Annotated in this window: 3 protein-coding genes; all 3 read right to left on the minus strand. The window is 72.7% G+C overall.

Annotation, left to right across the window (positions count from 1 at the left end; genetic code table 11):
- The 3 genes from ACGF5O_RS41495 to ACGF5O_RS41505 are packed head-to-tail and all read right to left on the minus strand — an operon-like array spanning window position 1 to window position 26,871.
- Window positions 1-23,559, minus strand: coding sequence for a lonely Cys domain-containing protein (locus ACGF5O_RS41495; RefSeq protein WP_393815116.1), 23,559 nt, complete (start codon window positions 23,557-23,559; stop codon window positions 1-3).
- 14 nt (window positions 23,560-23,573) lie between these two features.
- Window positions 23,574-24,047, minus strand: a complete 474-nt coding sequence (locus ACGF5O_RS41500; protein ID WP_393815117.1) for a WXG100 family type VII secretion target — start codon at window positions 24,045-24,047, stop codon at window positions 23,574-23,576.
- Window positions 24,048-24,060: 13 nt separating this feature from the next.
- Window positions 24,061-26,871 (minus strand): WXG100 family type VII secretion target, encoded by a 2,811-nt coding sequence (locus tag ACGF5O_RS41505; protein WP_393815118.1) that lies wholly within the window; start codon window positions 26,869-26,871, stop codon window positions 24,061-24,063.
- Window positions 26,872-26,924 lie beyond the last annotated feature (53 nt).

Consider the following 26,924-nt stretch of genomic DNA (forward strand, 5'->3'; position numbering starts at 1 on the left):
TCACTTTCGCGAGGAGCAGATCTCGACGGGTGTCCGCAGGCCGCCGACGGTGAGCACGGCCCGGCGCCCGAGACCGTTCGCGACGACCTGGGCCAGTGCCATGCCCGCGAGGGAGGAGCTCCCGTCCTTCATGGTCAGGTACACGTCGACGTGGCCGGGCGCCGTGCGCTCCTTCGCGAGCTCCGCCTCGATGTGGTCGATCAGCCTGGCCCCCAGTGCGCGCGCGTGCTCTTCGCCCGCCTCCGTGTCCCTCTGGTCCAGCGACTCGTTCAGGAACCGCAGTTCGTCCGCGGACACCACGTCCTCCACCGGGAACTCACGCTTCTCGACCACCACCGAGAGCGGCAGCCTGCGTCCGGGGGCGGTGCCGTAGTGGGGGTTGGGGATCCGCTCGCCGAGGGTGTTCCCCTCGCCGCCGGGGACGACGGCCCAGCCGCCCTTGACGAACCGGGAGGCGACGCCGCCCGCGAAGAGGATCTCCTGCCCGCCGCTGGCCGTCCCGGACAACCCGTAGGCGTCGAGCGTCGCGGTGAGGTCGATGCCGCCGGGCGCGTCGACCTCCCAGACGTAGCCCCGCGTACCGTCCGTCAGCCGTCGCGCCGCCGCCTCGGGCGAGGTGTCCGCGGTCACGAATCCGTGGCCGGAGTCACCCGCCTCCTGGGCGTAGGCGACGAGGTCCAGGCCGGTGCCGGCGGGCACCAGCCCCTCGGCGAGGACCGATGCGGGACCGTCGGTGAGGGCGACGAAGACCTGTCGGCCCGGGTACGGGATCGGCGGCGGGATGATGTCCGCCGCGTCCGTGGGAATCACGGCGTTCGGCATCGGTCCCTCGACGACCTCCGCGGCGGAGGCGGACGCATCCACGGTCGCGTCGGCCACGGACGACGACAGCACCGTCTCGTCGTCGGCGCCCTGCCCCGCGGCCGTCGCCAGGGCTTCAGGGGCGGGGGCCACCGGGACCGGGGCGGGGGTGGCCAGGGCCGGGGGTTCGGTGAGTTCCCATTCCGTTCCGGCCAAGGCCCCTGGTGACAGCTGCGCGGTGACGATGACGTGGTCGTGGGTCGTGGTGTCGTGGAAGAGGTCGAGTTCCACCGCGGGCGTGTACACCTTCCTGGCGGTGGCCGACCGGCTCGCCAGGGCCTTCGCCAGGATCTCGCCGCGGCCAGAGCCCGGCACGACGGGCACGATCGCCTCCTTCGTCGGACGACCGCTCAACACCGGGTCGTTGGCGAGCAGTTCGGCGATCTCGTCGGCGGGCACCTGGCGCCGCGTGCCGTCGGGCCACGGCATGTCGAGGTGGCCGGAACCGCCCGTGCCCAGCACGAAGTAGGCGGGGGGCCGCTGGCCCGCGAGGGCTCCGTCGACGCGCCACGGGGCGTAGTACAGCTTCGCGTTGGCCGCGGAGGTGCCGTTGGACGAGACCAGGTACGCGTCCGCGACCAGCGGGTCCCGCAACGCGGTGCCGGTCCAGTTGCGGCCCAGGACGACCCCCTTGGCCGTCTTGAGCAGGGTGGCCGGGTCCAGGGCGCCGTTGCGTTCCAGATGGTGGGCGGCGACGGCCGACGGGTTGCCGAGGTCACGGCCGGCCGCCGCCGCCGATGCCATCGCCCACACGAGTTCGGCCCGCCGTGCGCCGTCCACGGTGGCGGCGGAAGCGGGCAGGTGCAGGACCTTGGCCGCCAGGGCGTCCACGTCGGCGGCGCCGTCCAGGCTCTCCACGGCCTTGACCGTCGCCCACAGCAGCCGCTGCCGGTGCACCGCCGTCACCGTACCGGCGGGCTCCAGGTCCAGAACCTCGACGGCCCGCCGGTCGGCATCACCCTGCGCCAGCAGCCCGAGGGCCCTGTCCACCGACGCGAGCGGCACGAAGTCGCGCAGCACCGTCCCGGCGGGCCGCAGCGCCGCGGCCTCCAGCACGGTGAGGATGTCCTTCGCGTCCAGGGCCGAGCCGGCCGCCCGTCCGAGGTGCGAACGGGCGGCGCGCGCCAGCAGGTCCATGGTGAACGGCCCCTCGTCCCGGAGCCGCGCGTCGTTGCGGCGCATCGACTCCAGCGCGCCGATCCCGCGGACCAGCCGCGTGTACTCCCCGTGGGCACCGTCCTCGACCGCGGCACCGAACGTCTGCCGCAGGGCCCGCACCAGCCGCAGCGTGGCGACCCTGAGCTCCTCGGGAGCCGGACCCTGAGCGGTGTGCAGGCCCGCGGCCCGGGCCAGGTCGTCCAGTACCTCCCCCGCCGGCTCCGGCCGCAGCTCCAGCCACTTGCGCCGCTGCCCCTCGGCGGTCGCGGCGACTCCTTGCCGCCGCACGTTCTTCTCGCGTGTGAAGTAGAAGATCCGGTCGACGGCGAACACGGTGCGGTCGGTGTGGTTGGCCACCTGCTGGGCCTCGGAGACGGTCGCCAGCGGATCGGCGACGAAGGGAGCGGGACTGGCGTCGGTCACATGCGGTTTGCTGTCCGCCGGCGCGCCGACCCAGCACGACATGAGGACGACGACGCCGTCGGCGGCGAGCCGCTGGAGGCTCGGACGCCGTTGCAGGTACTCGCCGACCTGGTCGCCGCGTGCCGACACGTTGGTCCTGCCCGTCGTCACGATGCCGAACGACCCGGGGCTTCCGTGCAGTTGGAAGAAGTACGCCGTGCGCCCGGCCCAGGGAACGCGCTCCGCGTCGCCGTACACGTTCTCGGTGACGGGATCGAGGTGCACGTACTCGTCCAGCGTCGGCACGAGGTCGAAGTACGGCTCGCGGTGGGACTGGTCGACCTTGTTGAAGATGGCGCGGCCGTACGGGCGTCCGTCGGCGGCGAGGGTGTAGCTCATGATCTCGTCGTCAGGAAGGAGGGTCCCGTCGAGCAGGCGTACGGAGCGGCTCGACGCCCCGGGCGTGAGGGCCGTGAGCCCCGGATAGTCCGGCTCGCTGGCGAACCAGGTGCCCAGCGGTTCCCCGCGGAGCCTGCGGTCGGTCACCCTGATCCGGGTCTCCTGCTTCACCGCGTCGTTGTACAGCGACACATTGCCGCTGTGCGCCCACACGGTCCTGCCGCTCCGGGCGGCGGCGACGCGCGGCAGACGCGGACTCCGGGCACCCGCGTGCGGAACCACGAGGACGACCGGCAGGTGACCGTCGAGACCGGCCAGTTCCTGGTCCATGGCCAGCAGTTCGGCGAACTCCCCCAGTGGCACCCGCGGCAGGGAACGGTCCGGCAGCCGTATGTCGACATGATCGTGGTTGCCCTGCGCGGCGATGACATAGGGGCGGTGGTCACCGGGACCCTGCTGGTCCCACGCCGCCGCGGGAGTCTGCTCGCCCTTGTCGCTCACCTGGTCGTAGGTCGCGGTGATCAGGTCGTCGACCTGGCTGTCCGACCAGTTGCGGCCCAGCGCCCTGCCGTCCGGAGCGGTGATCCCGGTGGCCGCGGACAGTGCCCCGCGCCGCCAGAGGTCGAACGCGCCGAGCGCGTCCAGGCTCGTCGCCCGGCCGGCCGCCATCGCGTCCTCCACCAGCGAGTACAACGCGCTGCGATGGGTGTCCCGTACCGGCCCGTACGCGCCGATGTGCAGGATCCGGCGGGCGAGCGCATCCCGGTCGAAGGCTCCCTCGTGGAGACCGGCCTCGGGATCGGCCAGGCGCAGCTTGTTCAGCAGTTCGACGGCGGGCGAGCGGTCCGCCAGGTCGATCTCGATCTCCACCTGCCGCCGCAGGGCCCGCAGGTCCGAGCCGTCGGCCGGGCCGCCGGTGGCGGTCTTGCGCCCCTCGCTGAATCGGTCGATCCCGAAGCCGTCGACGTCGACGCGTACGGCGGTGGGCGGATCGTTCTGCTGGAGCAGGGTCAGGGCATTGCCGATCTCGGTCCGCAGCGCGTCGGCGACGGCGTCGGCACGCTGCCGGCCCGTCTGTTCGGCGCCCCGGTCCGTGCTCGCCAGTTTGAGCCACGAACCGTTGCCGTGCCCGGTGATGGTGATCAGGGGTTCCAGGAACCCTTCCCGGATGTCCCGCAGGCCCGCTTCCGCGATCTTCCGGGCGAGAGCGGCCAGACCGGCGCGCTGCACCGGGTCGATGTCCTTGGAGCCCTCCTCGAAGGTGACCTTCGCCGTGGTCCAGGACGCCGGGGCCGTGGTCGCGCCGACGGTGGCGGCAGCGGCGGTACCGGCGGATGCCGACGCGACCCGCGGCGTGGGCGGTGCGGGGGCCGCGGTGAGCACCTCCGTCGCATCCGTCGCATCAGCCGCGTCAGCCGCGTCGATCGTCTCGGCCGCGTCGGCAGCCTCCTGCGCAGGCATCGAGTTGGTTACGGTCACGGTGGCCGACGCCGTACCGGGTGACGTCAGGGCCGGCGGCTCGGTGCGGGCCCAGCCGGTCGTGGCGCTCGTCCCCTGAGCCGGTTCGTCCACGACCAGGTAGTACTCCTTGGCCGCGGTGTCGTGGAACAGGTCTACGTGCGCCGCGGGCATGTAGGCGGTCCTGCCCGTCGCCGCCCGGTCCGACAGGGCCCTCATGAGGGGGCGGCTCCGCCCGGTGCGCAGCAGGACCGGCACGATCGGCTCCGTCTGCGGGCGGGAGCTCAACTCGTCGTCGCTGGCGAGCAGTTCGGCGATCTCGTCGGCCGGCACGGGGCGCCGGGAGCCGTCGGGCCAGGGCATGTCGACGTGGGCGCGACCGCCCTCGGCCAGCACCAGGAAGCCGGATGCCTTCGTGCCGGCGGCGGTTACGGAGGCACGCCACGGCACCGGGCGGACCGCGGCACCGGCCTTGCCGACGGCCGGGTCCACCGCGATGTACCGGTCCCTGAGTACCGGGTCGGTCATCGGCCGGCCGGTCCAGTTGCGGCCGATCACCCGGCCGTTGCCCGCGCGGAGCAGCGTGTCCTTGGACAGGGCGCCGTTGCGGCGCAGGTGGTGGGTGGCGACCGCCGTCGGGTTGTGCACGTCACGGCCTGCCGCGGCGGCCCCGGCCAGCGTCCGGAGGAGTTCCTCGCGCAACGCGTCGTCCACGGGCCGGGCGGTGGCGCCCAGGTGCAGGACCTTGGCCGCCAGGGCGTCCACGTCGGCGGCGCCGTCCAGGCCCTCGACGGCCTTGACCGTCGCCCAGAGCAGCCGCTGCCGGTGGGCGGCCGTGACCGTATCGGCCGGCTCCAGGTCCAGGACCTCGGCGGCCCGCCGGTCGGCATCGCCCTGCGCCAGCAGCCCGAGGGCCTTGTCCACCGAGGGAAGTCGGACGAAGTCACGCAGCGCGGTCCCGGCGGGGTGGGTCCCGGCCGCCTCCAGTACGGCGAGGATGTGCGTCGAGTCCAGGGCCGAGCCCGCTGACCGGCCCAGGTGGGCACGGGCGGCACGCTCCAGCAGGTCCATCGTGAACGGCCCGGCGTCCCGCAGCCGCGCGTCGTTGCGGCGCATCGACTCCAGCGCGCCGATACCGCGCACCAGCCGCTGGTACTCCCCGTGGGCGTCGTCCTTGTCGTCCTCGACCGCGGCACCGAACACCTGGCGCAGCGCCCGCACCAGACGGAGGGTCGACTCCCGGGCCTCATCCGGAGCCGGACCGTCGGCCGTGTGCAGGCTCGCCGTACGGGCCAGGTCGTCGAGTGCCGCGCCCGTCGGCTCGGGCCGCAGCTCCAGCCACTGGCGCCGCCCGCCCTCGGCGGTGGTGGCGATACCCTGGCGTTTCGTCCCCTGCTCGTAGGTGAGGTAGTGGACCCGGTCGACCGCGAACACGGTGCGGTCGGTGTGGTTGGCGACCTGCTGGGCCTCGGACAGGGTCGTCAGCGGATCGGCGACGAAGGGGGCGCGGCCGGCCGTGTTGACGAAGGCGTGGCCGTTCGCGGCGGCGCCGACCCAGCAGGACATGAGCACCACGACGCCGTCGGCGGGAAGCCGGCGGAAACTCGGGCTGCGCCGCAGATAGCCGCCGACCTGGTCACCGCGGGCGGTCTTGAGGGTGCCGTCCGCCCTGCTGATCTCGAACTCGCCGGGATGCCCGTGCAGGTTGAAGAAGTACGCCTCCCGGCCGGACCAGGGCACGCTCTGCGCGGCGCCCTGGAGCTGCCCGCTGACCGGATCGATGTGCACGTACTCGTTCATCGCGGGCAGGGAGTCGAAGTACGCCTCCCGCCGGACGATGTCGTCCTTGCCGAGTACGGCGCGGCCGTAGGCGCGCCCGTCCGCGGCGAGGGTGTGGGTCATGATGTCGTCGTCCGGGACGAGCGTCCCGTCGATCGTGCGCAGGAACCGGTCCTCGGCCCCGGCCGCCGAGGCGTCGAGCGGGAGGAGGTCCGGCCCGCTGGCGAACCAGCTGCCCAGCGGCTCCCCCGCCGCCCTGCGGTCGGCCACCACGATCCGGGTCCGCTGCGACTTCGGGTCGTCGTAGAGCTCGGTCTGGCCGCTGTACGCCCACACGGTCCTGCCGGTCCGGGCGGCGGCGGTGCGCGGCAGCCGCGGACTGCGGGCACCGGCGTGCGGGACGGCGAGTACGACGGGGAGCCCGGCGTCGAGTCCGGCCAGGTCGGTGTCCATGGCCAGCAGCTCGGCGAACTCGTCCAGCGGCACGCGCGGTTCGGAACCGTTCGCCAACGGCACCACGACATGGTCGTGACCGCCCTTGGCCGCGACGACGTAGGGGCGGGTGTCGCCGGTGCCCGGCTGCTGCCACAGCGCCGCCGGACTGTCCACGAAACGGCCCTCACGCACCAGGAAGTAGGACTTCGTGGCCAGGTCCGTGATCTGGGCGCCGGTCCAGTTGCGGCCCAGGGCCCTGCCGTCCGGACCGGTGATCCGGGTCGCGGCGGACAGCGCCCCGTGCCGCCAGAGGTGGTACGCGCCGAGCGCTGCCACGCTCGTCGCCCGGCCGGCCGCGATCGCCTCGTCCACCAGCGCGTACAGCTCCTGGCGATGGTGGTCGCGCACCTGCTGCTGCTCGCCCAGGTGCAGGATCCGGCGGGCGAACGGATCCGGGTTGAACGGCGCCTCGCGCAGCGCGGGATCGGGGCCGGCCGAGCGCAGTCCGTCGAGCAGTTCGACGGCCGCCGAGCGGGGCGCCGGCTCTATCTCGACGTCCGCCACCCGCCGCAGGGTGCGCAGCTCGGCGCCCTCGGACGCGCCGTCGGAGGAGATCGTCCGTCCTCCGCTGACGGCGCGGACTGTGAAGGCGCCGGCGTCGACGTGCGTGGTGGTGGGCAGGTCGTTCTGCTGGAGCAGGTACAGGGCGTTCCAGATCTCGGTCCGCAACGCGTCGGCGACGGCGTCCGCACGCTCCTGGCCCGTCCGTGCGGCGCCCCGGTCGTCGCGGGTCGGCGTGAGCCACGAGCCGTTGCCGTGCCCGGTGACGGTGATCCAGGGAGCCGGCAGGCCCGCCCGTACGTCGCGCAGGCCCACCTCGGCCACCTTGCGGGCGAGCGTGGTGAGTCGACCGCGCTGGACGGGGTCGATCGCCTTGGAGCCCTCCTCGAAGGTGACCTTTCCCCTGGTCCAGGGTTCTGGTGACGCGGTCTCTTCGGTGCCGTCGGCCGGATCGGCGGCGGCTCGGGTACCGGCCGGGGTGTGGTGCAGGGCGTTGTCCGGGCGTCCGGCGGGGGTGTGGGTGACCCGTTCGGGGTGTGCCAGGCCCAGGTCGCCCGACTCGTGGTGCAGGGACGGCGCGTCGGCCGCGCCCGTGTCGGGGTCCAGATGCGTGAGCGGTGTGGAAGCGGTGGGTTCCGCGAAGCCCGGGTTGGGTGTGAACGGCATGGTGAGGCTCGACCCCGTGGCGGGCTCGATGGTGATGCCGCCCCTGCCGTCCGGGACGGGGTTGTAGTAGCCGGAGACCCGGATCACGCCCTTGATCCGCTCGGGCGGGACGCTGTCGAGTGCCGCCCATTCCTCCTGGTAACGGAAGCGCGCGAGGTTCTCCGGCAGGTTCTGCGAATGCAGGTGGATCAGCGGCGCGTCGCCGGGGTCCACCACGTAGATGTATCCCTCCCGCTTCATGTACGTGTTCTTGCCGACCCGCGTCGTGTCGCCGCTGGGACGGATGAACTGCAGGGCCACGTTCTGGTTCGCCGTCGTGGAGACGAACCCGCTGCCCCGGGCGTTGTGGATGTGCTGCGTGATGTCGTAGTGCGGAACGCCCCCCTCCTGCCGGGCGGCGGAGTTCAGTCCCTCGCGGAAGACGTTCTCCGGCGGAGCGCTCGACCCGTGGTACAGGTATCCGTTCAGCGGCGGATTGGGGTTCAGCGGCTGGGCCAGTGCCGGATGCGACGCCGCGGGGGCGGCCTGCGACCCGGCCGGCGGCGCGACCTCTCGCGAGGGTGCCAGATCCGTGATGTCCATGCTCAGCGCCCGCGGGCGCTCGGGCAGGCTTTCCGCGTACGGCGACGCCGGGCCGTTCTCGACGCGCTCCGGGGAGTCGAAGTCCCGCGCCGCCTGGCTCCGGCCCTCCGAGTCCCCTTCCGGACCGGCGGTCAGCTCCTCGAACAGGCCCTCCGCGGTGGCCAGTTCCCGGCGGGCCGCGGCGAGGTCACGCCACGCCCGTGCGAGCAGTGCGTTCGTCGGATCGTCGGCGGATCCGGACACCTCCGTGTCGCGCACGGCCGGAAGGCTGGGCGCGAGGCCGCCGAGGATCTGCCCGGCGCCCTCCCGGAGTTCGGTCAGCCGGTGCTCGGCCGCCTCGAACCGGGCCATCGCCTCGTCCAGGCGCTGTTGCGGTGCCACCCGCGGGTCACGCGTGCCGGACGGACCGGCACCGGCCTGCCACGTCTGTTCCGCCCGGCGGAGCAGGGCGTTCAGCCGCCCCACTTCCGCGGCGGCGGACACGCGCTCGTTCTGCGCCTCCGCCACGGCCGCCTCGTGGTCCGCCACGGCGGTCGGCACATCCACGCGCCGGGCGGTCGCCGCGGCCGGGTTCTCCCCCTCGTCCGTCGCCCGCTGCTTGCCCTTCCCACCGCCGACGCCGACGACCAGGCCGGCACCCTCACCCTGGGCAGCATCTTCGACCTGAGCCGCACCCTCGGCCCGGGCAGCGCCGCCATCGTGAGCGGTACTCGCAGTCTGGGGCGCGTCGAGCGGGGTGGCCGGGACGGCCGCGAGGTACTCGTCCCCGCGCTCGTACACCGTCACCGTGGTGTCGGCGCCGGTAGCCGCCGCGCCGAAGGCGTGGACCGTGCCGTCCTCGTGGACGAGGGTCAGTCGGATCCCGTTGGCCTCGGCGGTCAGCTCGGCGGCCAGCAGGGCCGTCGCGCGGTCCCAGCGCCGGGCCGCGGTCAACTGCGCCCGGATCAGCGCCTCTTCCTGCGGTCGGGTGAGCGTCAGGGACGCGGGCAGCCGGCCGCCGCTCCGCTCGAACTCCCCGGTCTGCTCCGGGGTGAGCGTCAGCCCGGCGTCCGTCAGCTCCCCCGGCCGGAACGTCGCCCGGGAGGCGAGCCGGGCGGTGGCGGGCACCGCCTGGGCCGCCCCGGGGACGGTCACGGCGGCCACGGCGGCGGCCGGCTGGTTCCGGACGGCCGTCAGCGCGGTCGCCACGGCCGCGTAGAAGCGGTTCCCGTCACCGGTGGCCTCCACCAGGTCGGAGACCCGACCGTCGGGGGCGATCAGGTGGCCGGGGCGGGTCGCCGCGTCGAACCGGGAGCGGTCCGTGGCCGCCGTGCCGTCCAGGCCCTCCCAGGTCCAGGGGCGGGTCGCGTGGGCGGGCAGGTCGCCCGAGGGCCCGGTCGGCGTGGTCTCCGCCGTCGCGGGCGGCGCGGCCTTTCCGGCGGTGCCTCCCGTCGGCGTCCGGTCGACGGCGCGGAAATGCCGGTCCGTGAGATGCAGCACCACCCTTTCGGCATCGGCCGCGGCCGGGACGTCGGGGTCCGGTCCGTAGTCCTGGAAGGTGCCGTCGGCTGCGACGACCCGGACGACGACGCCGAACCGCTGGGCGGCGAGCGACGCGAGGACGTCGGCGGCGCTGTGGTCCCAGCCGGTCTCGTCGGCCGCGTCGGCGGCGGCCGGACGGCGCAGCTGGGCCACGGCGATGGCGCGGCGCTGGGCGGCGGTGAGCGGCCGGTGGCGCTGGTCGGGGGTGGCCTGCGGTCCTGCGGAGTGCGGGAGTACGCCCAGGGCGTCGAACTCGCGCCGTTGCGGGGTGTCGGTGCCGAGGTCGACTCCGGCGGCGCGCAACTCGTCGTCGGTGAAGGTGTCCTTGGTGTCCGGGGTGACGTACGCGAGCAGCGGTGAGTCGTCCGGCAGCGCGGCCAGCCGGTCGGCGAACTCCCGCCTCAGGGTGTCCGCGTCACCGGCCGACTCCCGGCCCAGGCTCTCGCCGAGCGCGTGGAAGAACGACCTGCCGTCCTCGGGGACGTCGACCAGCCGGTGGACGGTGCCGCCCTCGGGGGCGATCAGCGCGGGCGAGCCGTCGAGGGTGACGGCGTCGGCGTAGCCGGGGCGCGGGGCGGCCTTGGGCTTCTCCGCGGTGGCGGCGGCGGGGGCCAGTTCCGGTTCGGGCACCCCGGCCCGGGTCCGGGCCGCGTTCGGGTCGGCCGCGGTGCGCGGGTCGTCGGGCAGCCGGTGCCAGCGGGTCAGCCGGTCGGTCTCGGCCCGTACCTGGTGAAAGGCGGCGGCCGCGGTCTCGGCGGCGGTCTGCTGCTCGCTCACCTCGCGGACCCGGATGTCCAGGGCCTCCTGCGCCGTCCGGACGGCCCGGGCCGCGGTGCGTATGTTCTCCTCGGCGGCCCGCACCGGCCGGTCCACGACGGCCCGCCGGGCGCCGGCCGTCTGCCTGGCCTCCCTGACGGTCCGGTCCAGTTCGGCCTGCCGGTTCTCGAGTTCCTCCCGCTCGACTGCGGCGAGCCGCTCCTCGGCGCCGCGTCGGGCCCGGCGCGCCAGGTCGATCCGCTCGTCGAGTGTGCGGAGCTGGTCGTGGACGAGGTCGGCCCAGCCGTCGTGCTCGGGCTCCGCCGCGCTCAGCGCATCCCGCTCGGCGTCGAGCGCCTCGACCGTCGCCCGGGCGTTCTCGGCCGTGGTCCGGGCCCGGGCGAGCTGTTCGGACGGGGGGCCGTCGCGCCGTTCCGCGGCCCGCGTTTCGGCGGCCGTGATCGTGGCGACGAGTTCGTCGTGGACGGCGATGTGCTCCGGCCGTGCGGCGGCGTGGAGCGCGTCGCGGTCGCGGCGGGCGACGGACCGGGCGGCCACGGCCGCGTCGACGGACTCCTGCAGATCGGCGAGGCTCCGGCGGAGCTTCCAGTACTTCCCGTCGGCGTCGGCCCACTCCTTGCCCGCGTCCTTCACCCGGTCCCAGGCCTTGGCGACCTGGGAGGGGAAGTTGGCGTCGGTGATCAGCCCGAGGTCGCGGGCGACGTCCTCGCGGACCCAGGCGACGGCATGGCTACGGGACTCGACGGCCTGCGGGCCGGGCCTGGTGCCGCCGAAGGGGCCCATCAGGTGGTCCCGGAGCCAGGTGGCGACCGAGCCGTCCTTGAACTGCCGGTTGACGTCGGCGACGCTCAGCCAGGTGACCGGGACGGCGAACGCGAACGCGCGGGCCGCCTTCGGCTTGATCCGGTCCTGCTTCACCCGTTCCTCGGTGACCAGCCGCCCGTCGGTCTCGATGGTGTCGGTGCCCGTGCCGCTCGCGCCGGGGCCGGTCACGCCGACCATGTCGGTCTTGAGGGCCGGGAACGCGCCGAGCGACGAGTCCTGGGTACCGCCCTGGGAGGCGGTCACGTTACCGCTCTCCGTGTAGCGGTCGGCGGCCTCCATCCGGACGTCGTCGGCCACCGCCAGCAACTCCGCGCCGGCCAGGTCCGGCCTGGAGTACATGGCCAGCGTGCCGTCGGACCGGTCCGCGAACAGGTCCTCGGTCAGCCCGGCGACCTGGTAGCCGTGGCTGCCGGCGCTGTCGTGGAAGAACGCGGACAGCGCGCCCTTTCCGGTGCCGTCCTCCAGCGCCTGTGCCGAGCCGGTGCCCGGTGCCGTCAGGCCGTTGGCCGTCGCCCTGTCCAGAGCCCGGTCCAGTGCCTCGCCGGTCAGCGGTCCCCGGATGCCGGCGAGGGTGTTGTCGTACGCCTTGGCGAGCGCGATGACGTTCGCGGCCTGGACCTGGTCGGCGCCGACCACGGTACGGACCTGGAATCCTTCGGCCGGCATGGTGAACGGCCTGGTGGTGCCGTCGGGGTGGCGGGTGGCGCGCCAGGCGTCGATCCGCTCGGGGGTCGTGGGGACCTGGGCTCCGGTCAGTACGGTCACGCTCGGCGGCCCGGCGGTCGGCTCCGGCGGGGCCAGCGCGTCGGGGGCGGCGTCCGCGGCGGTGGTCGCCGTGGTGTCCGGCCGCATCAGGCTGGTGGGGACCAGTTCCGTCAGCCTGCCGACGTCGCCCTCGGTGAAGACCTGCTGCTTCTTCTTGGCCTTCCGCCTGCTGCCGCGGCCCGACTCGGCCCCGTCGCCCTCGATCTCCATGCTGAGTTCGAGCCGGTACCCGGTGCTGAACTCGGCGTGCGGCTCGTTGGTGTAGGACGACCACAGCTTCGTGCGGGTGGTTGCCCGGGACCCGGACACACCCTGCCGGTTGGAGCCCAGCTCGGCGTAGGTGGGACCGCCCGAACGCACGGTGGGGTCGGAGGTGTGCACTCCCTCGGTGACCAGTACGCCCGTGTCGCGGCCGGTCGTCGCGTCGAACGCCTCGGTGACGGTCTCGACCGCCAGCCGGTGGTCCTCCAGCTCAAGGCCCGCCCACAGCCCCCTGAACTGCTGGCCGTTGAGGTCCGGGACCAGCCGCGCCCGCACCCGCACCGTCCGGGTGCCGATCCTGATCCGCTTCCAGCCGGGGCCGCCGATCCTGGCCGGGGCCGAGGTGCCGATGCCCGTCATCTCCCGGCGCAGCGCCCGCACGACACGGGCCGAGACCAGCTGCCGGATGGCCTCCCGGCTGGAGTCGTCGAGCCCGAGGTCACGGGTCCTGCGGTCGAAGTCGTCCAGCACCCGGGTGGTGTCCAGCGAGTTCACCGGATAGGTGGCGAAGAGGTTGTTCCGGAACCACTCCGGCTGCTTCCAGGGGCTGTTCGTGTACGTCGGTACGGCCCCGGCCGCGTCCTTGATGACCTTGAGCAGGTGGGCGCTGCGCTCGGGGATGTGCCCGAGCCAGCCGCCGCGGACCTGCCAGCGCTCCCCGGCCGAGCCCTGCGTGCGGCCCGGCAGCAGTCGCGACAGCGGCGCCAGCAGACCGGCGGTGCGCACGGACGCCGCGACCTCGTGCTCGGCGTCACCGGCGACCAGCACCTGGTGACCGCCGTCGACCCGGTTGATGTCCGAGGTGATGGTCCGGGCGACCTGGACCGCCTTCCCCCGGGAGCTCCACCACGGGCGCATCACCAGTCCGTAGCCGCCGGTGATCCCCGGGCCGGCCGTGTGGGAGTGGTTGTAGACCAGGGTGCCGCCGAAGGAATGGGTGAAGGACTTGGTCTGGGACCCCGACGCCTGGGTGCTGCCGCCGACGGTCAGCTCGACCTTCAGCGGAACCGGCCGGCCCAGGGCCCGCAGCGCGCTCACCCGCACCCGGTGCACCACGGTCCCCAGGTAGTCCAGGTAGGGGCCCTTGCCGAACAGCCCGGTGGTGCGCGAGCCCAGCGGGCCGGAGCTCTGGTCGAAGTCCGCCGTCAGGAACTGTGCCCGCTCCGGGCGCACCGCCGCGTCGTGCGCGGGCGCGCCCGCCTCGGTGAGGTGCCACAGCCCGCCCGACGCCTTCTTGAGGACCCTGTCCACGATGCCGGGCTCACCGCCCAGGCCCAGCACGGACACCGTGTGGTGGGCGTGCTCGCCGAGCGGACCCGCCTGGCGTCCGGTGTCGACGGCCGCCAGGGAGCCCGCCGCCAGCGCCTTGGCCTGGGCGTCGGTCATGGGCTCGCGCGTGACGCGGTCGGCGTCCGTGCCCGCGTACGGGTTGACGGCGCCGGCCGTGTGCGGGTCCCGCGCCGGCATGTGCTCGGAGGGGACGCTCAGCAGGACCCGGCCCCGGGTGGCGGGGTCGGCCGCGGTGTCCCCGAGGATCTCGGTCTTGCCCTGGCTGAAGACGAAGGGCTGGGTGCCCAGGATGCCGAGCGAGGCGATGCCCCGGAAGAGGCTGCGGAAGCGCCAGTAGCCACCGGTGCTCGCGGTGAGCGTGAGGCCGTAGCTGTACAGGTGGGACGGCTTGGTGCTGATCGCCATCGGCTCGAACGTCGCGCTCGGGCCGTAGCCGATGGCGTGCTGCGTCTTGCTCTCCGCCTGGTAACCCAGCTGCGCGGTACCGGCGTGCAGCGGCGCGTTGACGTTGTCGACGGCCTTGTCGCGCACCGATGCCAGGAACTCGAAGCCGCCGCCCGCGCTCTGCGCCATGCTCTGCTGCCCGGCGACGGAGGTGGCGCCCGGGGCGCTGAACCGCATCTTGAGGTCGTTCTGGGTGCCCTCGTAGCGGCGGTCGGTCAGTTCGGCGTCCAGCCAGATGTACCGGTAGCCGCGGGTGGCGCGGCCGGGGTCCACCAGACCGACCCGGATGCCGGTCGTGGTCAGCGCCTCCAGGTTCCCGGCCATGCTGTGGTGGGACAGCGCGTTGATGACGGTCAGGGTGTTGGACAGGACCATCTGGTAGTGCGCGGCGTTGCGCCACGCGGACGGATCGCCGAGCTCGGCCGGCGGGGCGACCATCCCCGGGTACTTCTGGGCGACCACCTCCAGCACCTGGTCGATGAGGGTGTCGAGTACGGTCCGCGCGGGTCCGGTGTCCGTGTCGGTGAGTTCGATGCCGTCGGCGCCCTCCACCGCCGGGGCGGCCGGGGCAGGTGTGCCGCTGTAGCGGCCGTCGGCGAAGGTGAACTGTTCCACCCTGCTCATGCCGAGGGTGGGCGGGTGGTCCGGGGTGAGGTACGCCGGGGCGTACGGCTCCCCGCCGTGCCGCGCCGGCAGGGTCGTGCCGTCGTCCCAGCCTGCCAGCCGGCGCGCCTCGGTCTGCGTCATCCGGTCCAGGCTCCAGGTGACGAACCGCGTCGGCTGCGCGTCCCCGGTCTTGCGCACGTAGACGAACTTCTCGACGACGTACAGGGCGGTGGTGCTGTCCTTCACCTGCCCGACCGCCTTGACCGCGCCCGAACCGCCCGTCACCTGCGCGCGCCCCGAGGAGTGGCCGTAACGTCCGCTCGGCCCGAGCTGGAGGCGCAGTTTCACCGCGTCGGTCAGGCCGAACAGGCTGGGCAGGTTGAAGGTCGGACCCGTGACGACGGCGAAGTCCTGGTTGAGGGACTTGGTCTCCTTGCGCTCGTTGCGCACCGTCAACTGGCCGGTCTCACGCAGCTCCTGCAGGTCCGTCTCGGTGACGAACCGCGCCCGTCCGGGGACCAGCCGCTCGATCACGAACGCACCGAGCGGGGTGCGCTTCCTGTCGTCCGCCTGCAGCGGCACACTCGTCACCCGGGAGTGGGTCAGCCGCCCGGCCAGCTGCTGGAAGCTGTCGGAGGAGAAGAGACCGTCGAGTTCCTGGTAGGCGGAACTGGCGGGCTCGGCACCGATCCTGTCCGCCGCCCAGTCCCGGATCTCCCGGAGCGGGCCGAAGTCCTCGGTGTACACCAGCCGGTAGTCGGACTCCGCACCGAGGTCCATCTCCCTCGGCGTCCGGCCCGGCTCCGACTGATCCGTCAGGCTGTCCGGCAGCCGCACTCCGAGACCGTCGCGCACGCCGAAGCCGAAGACCTGGTCGGCGCGGTGTTCCTCGGCGGGCCTGCGCCGCCAGGCAGTGCCGAGGACGCCCTTGCGCGCGGCCCGCGGCGGCCCGTCGATGACCGTCAACTCGTAGTGCACGTCGTCGAGATGCTGATGGGAGCCGCCGCCCGAGCGGTTCTCGCTCTGGCTGACCACCTGTTCACTCATCAGGTAGTCGAAGGCCCTGGAGTATCCGAACCGGGCGGAGACCCGCCCGAACCCGGCGAACACCCCGCTCGGCGGCCCCAGCGGCACGCCCGGGGCCAGCTGCCGGGTGGTGGCGACCGTCTTGCCGGCCCCGGTGGTGGCCTGGCTGCGGTTCAGGTTGTCGACCTTGTTCTGCTTCCCCGAACCGTCGTCGAACCGCTCCCACTCCCCGTAGTTGCGGGTCCTGACGCGGAGCGTGCGGATCCGTCCCTCGGCAGTGCGGTAGACGAAGTCGCGCCCTTCGCCCGCGAAGGTCCGCGGCGCGCTCCCCAGGGCCTGCCGCACCCGGCCGAGCAGGTCGTCGGCGCCGCCGGGACGCTGCCGCCGTCCGCTCGGTCGCGGCTCCTGCGGCCGGGTCGTCGGGTCCTGTCCGAGCAGCCGCTCCATCTCCGCCACGACCTGGCCGGTGCCGCGCAGCGTCACCTCGCTCTGCCCGTAGGCGACGGAGTCGTCGAGCACGGCCCTGCGGTCCGGGTCGACGAGCACGTCCGGTTCGCCCCCGGCCATGAACGTCAGGAGGTTGAGGTGGTCCGGCATCCTGCTGCCGTCCTCGAACCGGCGGGGGCCCTGGTGGACGGGCGGCGGCAGCAGGTCGTGGTCCAGCCGGGCCGGCCGGTGCAGTGCCAGTTCCTCGTCGATCCGGGCGCCGGGAACCCTGGGCTGCTGGGTCAGGGGGGCCGGCTCGTCGGCGGGCGGGGCGGCGACGATCTGCGGGATCCCGCCCGGGTCCTGGCCCTGGCCCGGCTCTTGGGGCTGGGCCTGCCGCCCGGCCCGGGTCCGGCTCCGGGGGATGACGGCGTCCAGGTTGGGGGCGCCGCCGGGTCCCCTGCCCAGCTTGATGTCCCTGATGTCGTCCGTCCCGGCCAGCGCCATTTTGACGACCGCGCCGGCGGTCACCTCCACGATCGACTTCAGGTCCGTCTTCCAGTACGACGGCAGCGCGGCGAACACCCTCGCCACGTCCTCGTTCGTCACGGGACCCCGGCGCCAGTTCTGCCGCGCCAGCTCCTTGTTCACACCGGCCTTGACCAGGGAGAGGTCGGCGGCCGACAGCCCGTCGGCGAACCGCTTGCGCCCCTGTCCGTGCTCCGGCTCCGCCGGCACCGGCACCGCCGCGACCTCGTCGTTCTCCGCGTACTCGGCCTCGAACGCCCGGACGTGTTCCGCGCGGATGCGGTCGATCTCCCGGCGGGCCCAGCCTGCCACGGCGTCCGAGGTCACGGTCACGGGCGCGAGCCGTACGGCGGACAGCGCGCCGGCCAGGTCCTGGTCGGCGAGATGACGGACCCGGGCCGCGTCCCGCAGCGCGTCGAGCCCGGCGGCGAGGTCGGCCATGGCCGGGGCTCGGTCGCCCGGCCGCAGTTGCCCCAGGTAGGCGACGAAGTCCTGGACGAGCGCCCCCTGTTCGGTGCTGTGCCGGCGGGTCAGCTCGCGGGACCAGCCAGACTCCGCGCCCCGCGCCCGGGCCAGCTCGGCGGCCTGCCGGACCGGCCCGCCCAGGGACTCGGCGCGGGCCAGCAGGATCGACGCCGCCCGGCGGACCCCCGTCTCCAGGCGGCTCGCCGTGTCCGCGCCGGGCCGGCCCTCGCCGGCGGCCAGCCACTCCTTCGTGTACAGCCCGCGCAGCTCCCGCAGCCCGCCGTCGTACCAGGCGCGCTGCTCCTGGGCCCACGACGGGCGCCCGCGCGTCAGGTCGACCCCCTCGGGAAGAACGAGCGCCTTCTCGAACGACTCGTGCGCCCGCTGCTCGGCCCGCCAGCCCTCGTACGCCTGCGTGTACCGCTGCCGGAACTCCTCCGTCAGCCGCGCGGCCACCCCCTCCTCACCGGCGGCGGTGGCGGCGGCATCGGTCATCGCCCGGCCGAAGTCGTCCCGGATCGAGCGGGCCACGGACGAGGCGCCGAAGGACGCGTATGTCGAGCGCAGCTTCCACGACAGGGCGATCTCACGGTCGAAGACCTCGTGCGCCTGTGCCGTGGCCTTCGCCTGGCTGTATGCCTGCGCCAGCTTCTGCGTCAGCTCGGTGTCCAGCGCGGTGTTCGGCTCGTCGTGGCCGACGGCGTCCGGCTCCTGTGCCCCTTGCGTCCACCGGTCGGCGTACCACTCCCGGACCTGCGCCTGCTCCGCGTACGGGATGGTGTCCCGCAGCGCCGGGTTGTCGGCGAGCCGCTGTTCGAACTGCTGGTACGGCTGCTCGCGGAGCTCCACTCCGGCTCGCAGGCCGGCCAGCGCACCGACCGGACCCTGTGCGGCCATCGACACGGCCTGCGCCCGTTCGTCGGGGGCCCCGGTGTCCCGGGAGGCCGTCGCGCCGGCTTGTCCGTGCTGTCGGCCGGATTCCCCGAGCGGGGTCCGGTCGATCGTCAGCCGGGTGAAGTCGAGCTTCCACGAGGGGGTTTCCCGCGGCCGGCGGAACTCCGCGTCGGCCTGCGCCGCCTCGTCGTACAGGGACTGGATCTTCTCCTGCGCCGTGCGCACCGCTGTGCTGAGGTCGTCCGTCGTCCGGGCCGCCGTCAGCTCCTGCCTGAAGGAGTCCAGGACCTGCCGGCTGTCCTCCCGGAAGGTCTGGCGGACGCTGTCGGAGCCAAGGGCCGACGCGTGCGTCTCGACCTGTCCGCGCACGCCGGCGTCCGCCTCGAAGGAGGAGAACATCTGGCGCAGTTGGGCCCGCCACGCGTCCTGCTCGGCACGCTGCCGGGGGCCCTCCACCTCGTTCACGAGGTCGCGCCACGCCTGGCTGCGGGCCGTGCCGAAGACGTCGCCGTCGGCCCGCTCCGTGCCGAGGGCGGCTTCCACGTCGCGGTCGGCGGGGCCGAAGATCTCCTGGTGGGTCCGCGCGGCGTCGTTCCTGAAGTCGTCGGCCACGCGGCCCAGGTCGTAGCCGTTCAGCGCGTAGCGTCCGGTGACCGCTCCGGTGGCCTCGTCGACCTTGCTCGACAAGTCGTTGAACCGGCGGCCCCCTTCGGCGAGGGCGGTGTCGAAGGCGCCCTCGTAGGCCAGGCGGTCGCTGAGGGACCGGACGTAGGGATCGAGGACCGTGTCGTGGAACTCCGCTTCCCTGGCGCTCAGTTCCTCGCCGGACCACTGGCCCCTCTCGGGCATCCCGACCTGTTCGCGGTAGGCGTCGGTGAGCGTCCTGTGCATGTCGTCCTGGACGCGCTTGGCCTGCGAGCCCAGTTCGGCTTCCTTCCGGGATCCGACGACCGCGTAGAGGTAGTCGTCCGCCTGTGCCAGCGTCTTCTCCAGGCCGGAGTGCAGGTCGTGCCGGGCGGCCAGCTGCTCCGTCAGCCGCAGGTGGGCCTCGCTCAGGTCGGCCGTGTACGCGGCCCAGTCGTCGGCGGACAGGTCGGCCGGTTCGCGGGAGTCGAGGATCCCGGTGACTTCCTCGTCGAAGGCCTTGGTGTGGTCCGCGAGCATCTTGTCGGCGACCTCGCGGGAGGCGACGTACCGGTTGTCGCGCACCTCGGCGGCCTGCTCGCGCAGGTCGCGTTCGGCGGCCTTCGCGTCGAGCCTGGCCGCCCAGCGGTCATGCAGTTCCTGCACGGCGCGGTTGAACCGGGGGGCCGCGTCCGCGTACTCGTCCCTGGTCAGTTCGCGCAGCGGGCGGCCGTCGGCGAGTGTGCCGGTGGCCTCGGCGTACTCGTCGAGGAAGTCCTTGCGCACCGTGCCCATGTCGTCGGAGGACCGGTCCAGGGATCTGGCGTCGGCCATGGAGTCGAAGGTGCGCGTGGCGTCCTCTGCGAGCGTCAGCCGAGTCTCCAGGCCGCGTGTCAGGGCGTCGAAGCGCGCCTGCGCGCCCTGGAACAGGTCCGGCAGGAAGTCCCGGTGCACCAGGTTCCCGTCCAGGTCCAACTGGCGGGTGATGCCGTGCAGGTCGGTGGTGAACTCGTTCAGGAAGTCGGTCCTGAAGGCCGCCTCGTCCTTCGGCGAGAACGGCCGCCGGTCGAAGAGGGCCTCGGAGGTGAACAGGTTCTCGCCGGGACGGTCCGGGTGGGTCAGGGCGCGGTCGAAGGCGTCCGCCGCCGCACTGCGCAGCTGGCGGAGGGCAGCCTCCAGGGCGAACTCCTGGGGCAGTCCCTCGTACAGGCTCTGGATCGCGGCCTCGCCCTGCCGGGCGGTGAGGTCGCCCCGCTCGACGGCGTCGCCGATGCCCTCGATCCGGGTTTCGAGCCGCTGCTTGACCTCCTCCCGCCAGGGCCGCGGCTGACCGCCCTGGAACCGGTTCTCCTCACGGATCATCCGGTCGGCCAAGGACCTTGTCGGCAGGTGGTGTTCCAGGTTGCCGAGGTGGTCCTCCAGCCTGGCGGCCAACGTCTCCTCGAACGCGTGGGTGTGGAGATCGGTCCCGCCCGCGCGCGAGTGCTCGAAGCGGGCCTCCTGGAAGGCGCCGGCCACGGTGGAGACGAGGTCTTCCGGAACGCCGATCTTCCGGGCCCAGTCCTTCGGCCCGAAGTTCTCGTCCGACGACCGCCGGATCGCCTCGACGAGCTCGGCGGGCGACGGACCCCGGTAGCCGTCGTCCAGGACGGACTCCAGCGCCTTCGCCAGCTTGGCCTGCAGCGGGGAGTGCGTGACGGCGCCGGTCTCGGCGTCGGTCCCCACCCGGAGTTCGTCGGCCCGCTTCTCCGGGTGCTCCTCCAGGTACTGCCGGTGTTCGTCCACCGCCTTGTGGTACGCGTCGGACATCCCCTCGGCATAGCGGTCCGGGACACCCTCGCCTCTGACGACGGCCTCGATGTCGCCGACCGGCTCGGACCTGACCGCGGGGTATTCGTGGGCCAGATCGTCGCGGACGTCCTCGAAGGCGTTCCACAGGCGCCGGTTGTGTTCCAGCCGCCGGCCGGCCCGCTCCGCCTCGTCCGCCAGCCTGGACTCGTAGGTCTCGTTCTGCCGGCCCTTGGCCTCCTCGTACGCGGCGTTCTTCGCGTCCGACATGTCGTGCCGGTAGGCGTAGGCAGGCTGCTCGTGCCCGGGCTGCTCCTCGGTGCCGGTCCCGGCTCCGTCCTCGTGCTCGGACTTGGCGACCGCCGTGCGGGCCTCCGTGCGGGCCTCCGTGCCGGCGACGGCCGGCTCGTGGTTCGTCGCCCGGTCCGCCGGGCTCTGGTCCCTGAGCTGCCCCGGTGACTTCTCCCCCGCCCCGGACGCGTCGGTCGCTTCCGTCGCCTCGGCGGACCTCGCCGCGGCGGAGCGGGACATGTCGTCGGCGGACCCGGACACCGCATCGTCACGGCTCGCGCCGGCGCTCCGCTCGGTGGCCTCCTCGCGGACCGTGGTCGTCCGGCTGTCCGCCGCCTTCTGGCGCTGTGCGGTCTCCCTGAACTCCGCGACCCGCTGTCGCTCCGCGCGGGTGGCGGTGACGTCCGTGTCACCGGACGTGCGGTCCGATGCCGGCCGCTCGGGCCCGGCCGCTTCGGAGGTGGTGGCGGACCGTGCCTCGGACACAGCCCTCGCCGATGCTCCGTGCACGGTTCCGTCGGCCGGCGAGATCCCCTCGGGCGCCTCCACGGGCGCGGTCCTGTCCTCCGCCGGCCTGGCGAGCGCGGCCGTGTGGCCGCCGTCGTCCGCCGTGGACCCGGTGGCCGCCCTGTCTGCGGCGGGCCGGACCTGCCGGCCGCCCAGACCGGCGGCCGACTTCAGCGGTGCGCGGCCCGCGTTCGGAGCCGTGCGGGTGCCCTCGGCGGCAGCGGAGGCGCGCTGCACCTGGTCCGCCTCCGGGCGTACGGCCGTGTCCCCGAGGTTGGCCCGGGCGCCGACCGCCTTCGCCGCGGCGCCGCCGTCCGCCGTGCCGCGGGCACCCTGCTCCCCCGCCACTGCCCTGGGAGCCGTGCTTCCCGCCACCTCCGACGTGCCCGTACGGGCACCGCCCTCGATCTGCCCGGCCGACGCCTCGCGCACCGGACCGGCCGGATGGACGACCTCCGGCTTCCCCGACGCGACGGACCGCACCGGGGACACAGTCTCCTCGGGCGTCGCGTTGCGGACGGCCGCGTCCGACGTGACGGCGTGGTTGTCGCCGACGGTCCGCAGCGCGCTCTGCGTCTGCTTCACCCCGGCGTCGACCGCCTTCGCCACGCCCGGTGCCGCGCTGCCGCCCGTGTCCTGTGCCCGGGCGCCGGTGTCGGCGGCCGACGTCGGGCTCGGCGTCTGCGCGGTCGCCTGGTGCGGAGTGCCGGTGGCCGGCTGGGCCTCCAGGTTCGTCCGCACCACGTGCTCGGCGCCCGCGGCACCCGCCGACTCCGGGCCGCCGCCGGTCGAGTGTCCGACCGTCGTCGCGTCCACCGTCCGCTGCACGGCCTGCGCCGTCTTGGCCACACCGCTCAGGCCGGAGCCGACGTCGTGCAGGACGGACTGACTCGTGGAGCCGTCCGCCACGCCGCTCGTGATACTGCTGCCGCCCGTGCTCCCGACTGTGTTCCCGGCTGTGTTCCCGCCGGTGTTCCCGCCGACCGTGTCGGTCTTGGGAGCGGGCTGTACGGGCTGGGTGGCGCCGTCGGTGGCCGTCCTGACCGCCGAGGAGCCGCCGGGAGAGGCGCCGGCGTCCACCGGGGTCACCTTGTCGGGTACGGCCGTCCCGCCGCCGGCGCTCGGGCCGTCGGGTGCCACGGTCGCCGTCACCTTGGTGGGCGTCGGGGCCGGTGCCGTGTCCGTGGAGGTGCGCACCGTGGTGCCCGTGAGGGTCTGGGTCACGGCGGAGTTGACCTCGACGTCCGAGGACAGCGTCAGGTCGGACTTGGTGAGGCCCTTGGAGGAGTCGGCGATCGTTCCGCTGACGGAGGAGACGGCGGTGACCGAGGACGGCAGGGTCGGGCTCGTTCCGGAACCGGCGCCCGTCGACGCGCTGCCGGCCGAGGTGCCCACGTCGCCGACGCCGACGTTCACGTCCCCGACGTTCATGTCGGACTTGATGATGTCCAGCTTCTCCCTGGCCACATTGACCAGGCCCTTGGCGGCGGAGGCCACGGCGACGCCGATCCCGCCCCACAGCACCATGTCCGAGATGAAGCCGGGGATCTGCTCCAGGGAGGTGGGGACGGGGATGAGCTGCTCGGCGGTCGTCTCCAGACCGGCGGCGGCGTTGCCCGCCGCCACCGAAGCCGCGTTGACGCCCATGAACTCGATGCCGAACCGGGCGACGTTCCCGGTGACGCCGGCCATCGTCACCACCCAGTCGGGCAGGGCCTCGCCGACCGCGGTGGCAGCGCTGCCGACGAACTGGCCGACGCTCTTCCCGACGTTCACCAGGAAGGTGAAGATGCTCCCCAGCATCCCGCCGATGTCCGCGAGGATGCTCATACCGACACCGATGAGGCCGAGGAGTTCCGGTGCCACGAACAGGAGCGCACCGAGCAGGACACCGACGATGCCCGCGATGAGATTCGCCAGCGACTGCTTCGCGAGGGTGGCCTCCTGCTCGGTGCGGAGCATGGCGTAGTAGTTGATCATTTCGCCGGTGTCCCAGAACTCCTCGATGATCTCCATCACCGATTCGCGCTGGTCGGAGTAGGCCTGAGTCATCCACATCTCGGCGTCGCCCTGCCACGCCCCGTTGTTCAGATCGAACTCGGCGCTGGTCATCCGGGCGACCTGCTCGTCCAGGTAGTCACCGAAGTCGATGAGGGCGTTGCCGAGTTCGTAAACGGGGTTGGGGTCCCAGTTCTTGTCCTGGAAGATCGACTCAGACATGATCGGGGGCTACCTCAGAATCCGGTTTCGTTTACCGCGGTGGTGTGGAAGTTCTCGTTCGGAGTACCGGTCGGCTGGTCCACCACGTCGCTCGGGGCACCGGAGGACGTCGAGCCGCCGCTCTTGCCCAGCGTTATCCCGTGGTGGAAATTCCAGAACATCGCCTTGACGGCGCCCTCGCCGCTGGCGTAGTTCTGCGCGGCCTTGGAAACGCCTGCGGTCAGGACGTTGAGGACGCCCTTGGAGGGATTCGCCTGGGTGCCGTAGAGCTGCTCCGTCACATTCGTCCAGCGTGTGTTGAAGTCGTCGGCGACGTCCGCCGAGTCCCCGGTCCACGCAAGCCGCAGTTCGCTCAGGGAGTTCATGATGTCGGCGAGCGCGTCGCTGATGTTCTGGCCGGCCGAGTTCAGTTGGTCGCACGCGGCAGTGAGACTGTTCGGATCCACCGAGAGCGTGACGGCGTTGTAGTCGTGGGGGATGTTCGGCATTGCTGACGCCTCCTCAGGAGCCCTGTGAATTCGCGATGTTGGCGGTCTCGGCGGAGATGTAGTTCTCCTTGCTGGTCATCATGCGCTCGATCATGTCGGTGAGGAGATCCTGGAGGTCCGTCATGACTTTGCTGAGCTGGGTGGAGACATCGGTGAACGAATTGCCGGCGGGGCCGTTCCAGGCGTCTTCGATGACGCGATACTGGTCCTGGACGGCGTTGATGTTGTCCTCGATCACACCGGACCGGTTCCGGACGAGCGTGATGGACTCCCCCAGCTGACCGATGTCGACGGCCCAGGCCCCGGGGGTCATCACCGTCGAGCCGTCGGCGAGCAGGTAGGAGCCGTCGCTCTGCAGGGTGGCGCTGTCGACTCCGTCGTCGGTGACGAGGTAGGTGGAGCCGTCGGAGGCGGTGAAGATGCCGGTCCCGGTGTCGAGGTTGCCGGTGAGCACGGTGCCGTCCGCCAGGACGACGGTGGTCCCGTCGGACGAGTAGAAGTCGCCGCCCGACATGTAGCCGTAGAGGACGGTGCCGTCGGGGAGGGTCTTGGTCACCCCGTCCTTCAGGAAGCTGCCGTCCGGGGTGCTGATGCCGTGCTCGACCTCGCCGTCCGCCGCTACGTAGACGGTCCCGTCCTGGGAGATCCAGCCGCCGTCCTGGGTGGCGGTCCCCAGCAGCGTCTGCCCGTCGACGTCCCGCGAGACGAGGAACTGCCCGTCCGCCGTGGTCTGTCCGTTCAGGACGGTGCCGTCGGGCTGGATCTCGACGGTCCCGTCCTCCGACACCCACGTGCCGTCGCTCAGGACGCTTCCGTACACCTGCTGCCCGTTGACGGTACGCGCCTCGCCGTTCGGCAGGAACGTACCGTCCGGCGAGGTCAGCCCGTTCTCCACCTCGCCCGTCGGGGAGACGTAGACGGTCCCGTCCTCCGAGATCCACCCGCCGTCCTGGGTGGCCGTCCCCAGCAACGTCTGTCCGCCGACGGTCCGCGAGGTCAGTCCCGAAGAATCCGACGCCGACTCCTCGGACTCCTCGGACTCCTCGGAGGTGGTCCCGCCGGAGGAGTCCACCACGCCCGACGTGGTCGTCCCGTCGGCTACGGTGCCGTCGTCCGAGACGGTGGTCGTGCCGTCGTCCGGGACCGTGGACGTCGTGCCGTCATCCGAGACCGTGGACGTCGTGCCGTCATCCGAGACGGTCGCTGTGCCGTCGTCCGGGACCGTCGTCGTCGTACCGTCGTCCGCCGCGGCCGTCGTCGTGCCGTCCCCGCCCGACGTGTCTCCGGCCGCCACGAACGATCCGTCGGACGAGGTCTGCCCGTACTCGACCTCTCCGTCCGCCGAGACATATACGGTCCCGTCCTCGGAAATCCACCCACCGTCCTGGGTGTCGGAGCCGAGCAGCTCCTGGCCGTCGACAGTGCGCTCGGTGAGGAACTGCCCGCCGGACGAGATCTCCCCATGCTCCACCACACCATCGGCGGTGACCATCGTCGTCCCGTCCTCCGACAGAAACGACCCATCATCCAAACGCGACCCGTAAACCGTCTCACCATCAACCTGCTGCACCTCACCATTCGCCAAAAACGAACCATCAGGCGCCGTCAAACCATGCTCCACCGAACCATCACTCGAGACATAAACCGTCCCGTCCTGCGAAACCCACCCCCCATCCTGCGTATCCGAACCCCACATCGCCCGACCATCAACAGTCCGCTCCGTCAGAAACTGCCCGTCGGACGAGACCTCCCCATGCTCGACTGCACCACCAGCAGTCACCATGGTCGTCCCGTCCTCCGACAAGAACGACCCGTCGTCCAAACGACTGCCGTATACGGCCTGTCCATCAATCTGCTGAACTTCACCGTTCGCCAAAAACGAACCATCGGGCGCCGTCAGACCATGCTGCACCGTGCCGTCGCCGGAGACGTAAACCGTGCCGTCCTGGGAGATCCAGCCGCCGTCCTGGGTATCAGAGCCCCACAAATCCTGGCCGTCAACGGCCCGTTCCGTGACGAACTGCCCATCCGGAGTCGTCTGCCCGAGCTCGACCACGCCGCCGGGAGTGACCATGGTCTTTCCGTCTTCGGACAGAAACGACCCGTCATCCAAACGAGTCCCGTAGACCGGGTCACCATCGATCTGCCGCACTTCGCCATTCGCCAGAAACACGCCGTCGGGCGCCGTCAGACCATGCTCCACCGTGCCGTCGCTGGAGACGTAAACCGTGCCGTCCTGGGAGATCCAGCCGCCGTCCTGGGTGTCGTTGCCCAGCAGGTGCTGGTCGTCGACGGTCCGTTCGGTGAGGTTCTGGTCGTTCGACGGGGTCTGCCCGGGGTTTGAGTCGCCAGCGTCCGTGGGGGTGTTCGGTGCGCCCGGTTCTGCCTCTGCCGATGGTGTCGACGCGGGTGTGGTCGGGGCAGCGGACGGATGGGGCTCGGCGGCGTCCCCGTGCGAGGGGGGCGCCTGGACGGTGAATTGCGTGTCGCCGGTGTCCGCGTGCTCCGCCGGCATGTGGCCCGCATGGTCCTCATGTCCCTCGGGGACTCCGTGGCCGTGGCCGTCATGGGGCCTCGCATGCGGCTCCCCCGTCGTCCGGCTGAAGAATTCCCTGTCCAGGTGAACCAACGAACCGTCGTCCGGTGATTGACCAACCTCGCCGGAAACGGAGCCGTGAGCGTCGGCCGCCGGTTCCGCCGGAGTGGAGCTCTGTGTATCCGGTGCCGGAGCGGCGGCGTCCTGGTCCGTCGATGCCGTCGCGGGCTCGAACAGCCCCTGGTTCAGGGGAATCAACGCCTCGCCGTCGGTGTGCGCGTTCGCCATCTCGCCCCGTCTCCTTTCCCCGCCCCGCCGGCGACCTCATATGTGTCCGCACG

The organism is Streptomyces sp. NPDC048291 (assembly GCF_043201715.1).
Taxonomy (GTDB): Bacteria; Actinomycetota; Actinomycetes; order Streptomycetales; family Streptomycetaceae; genus Streptomyces.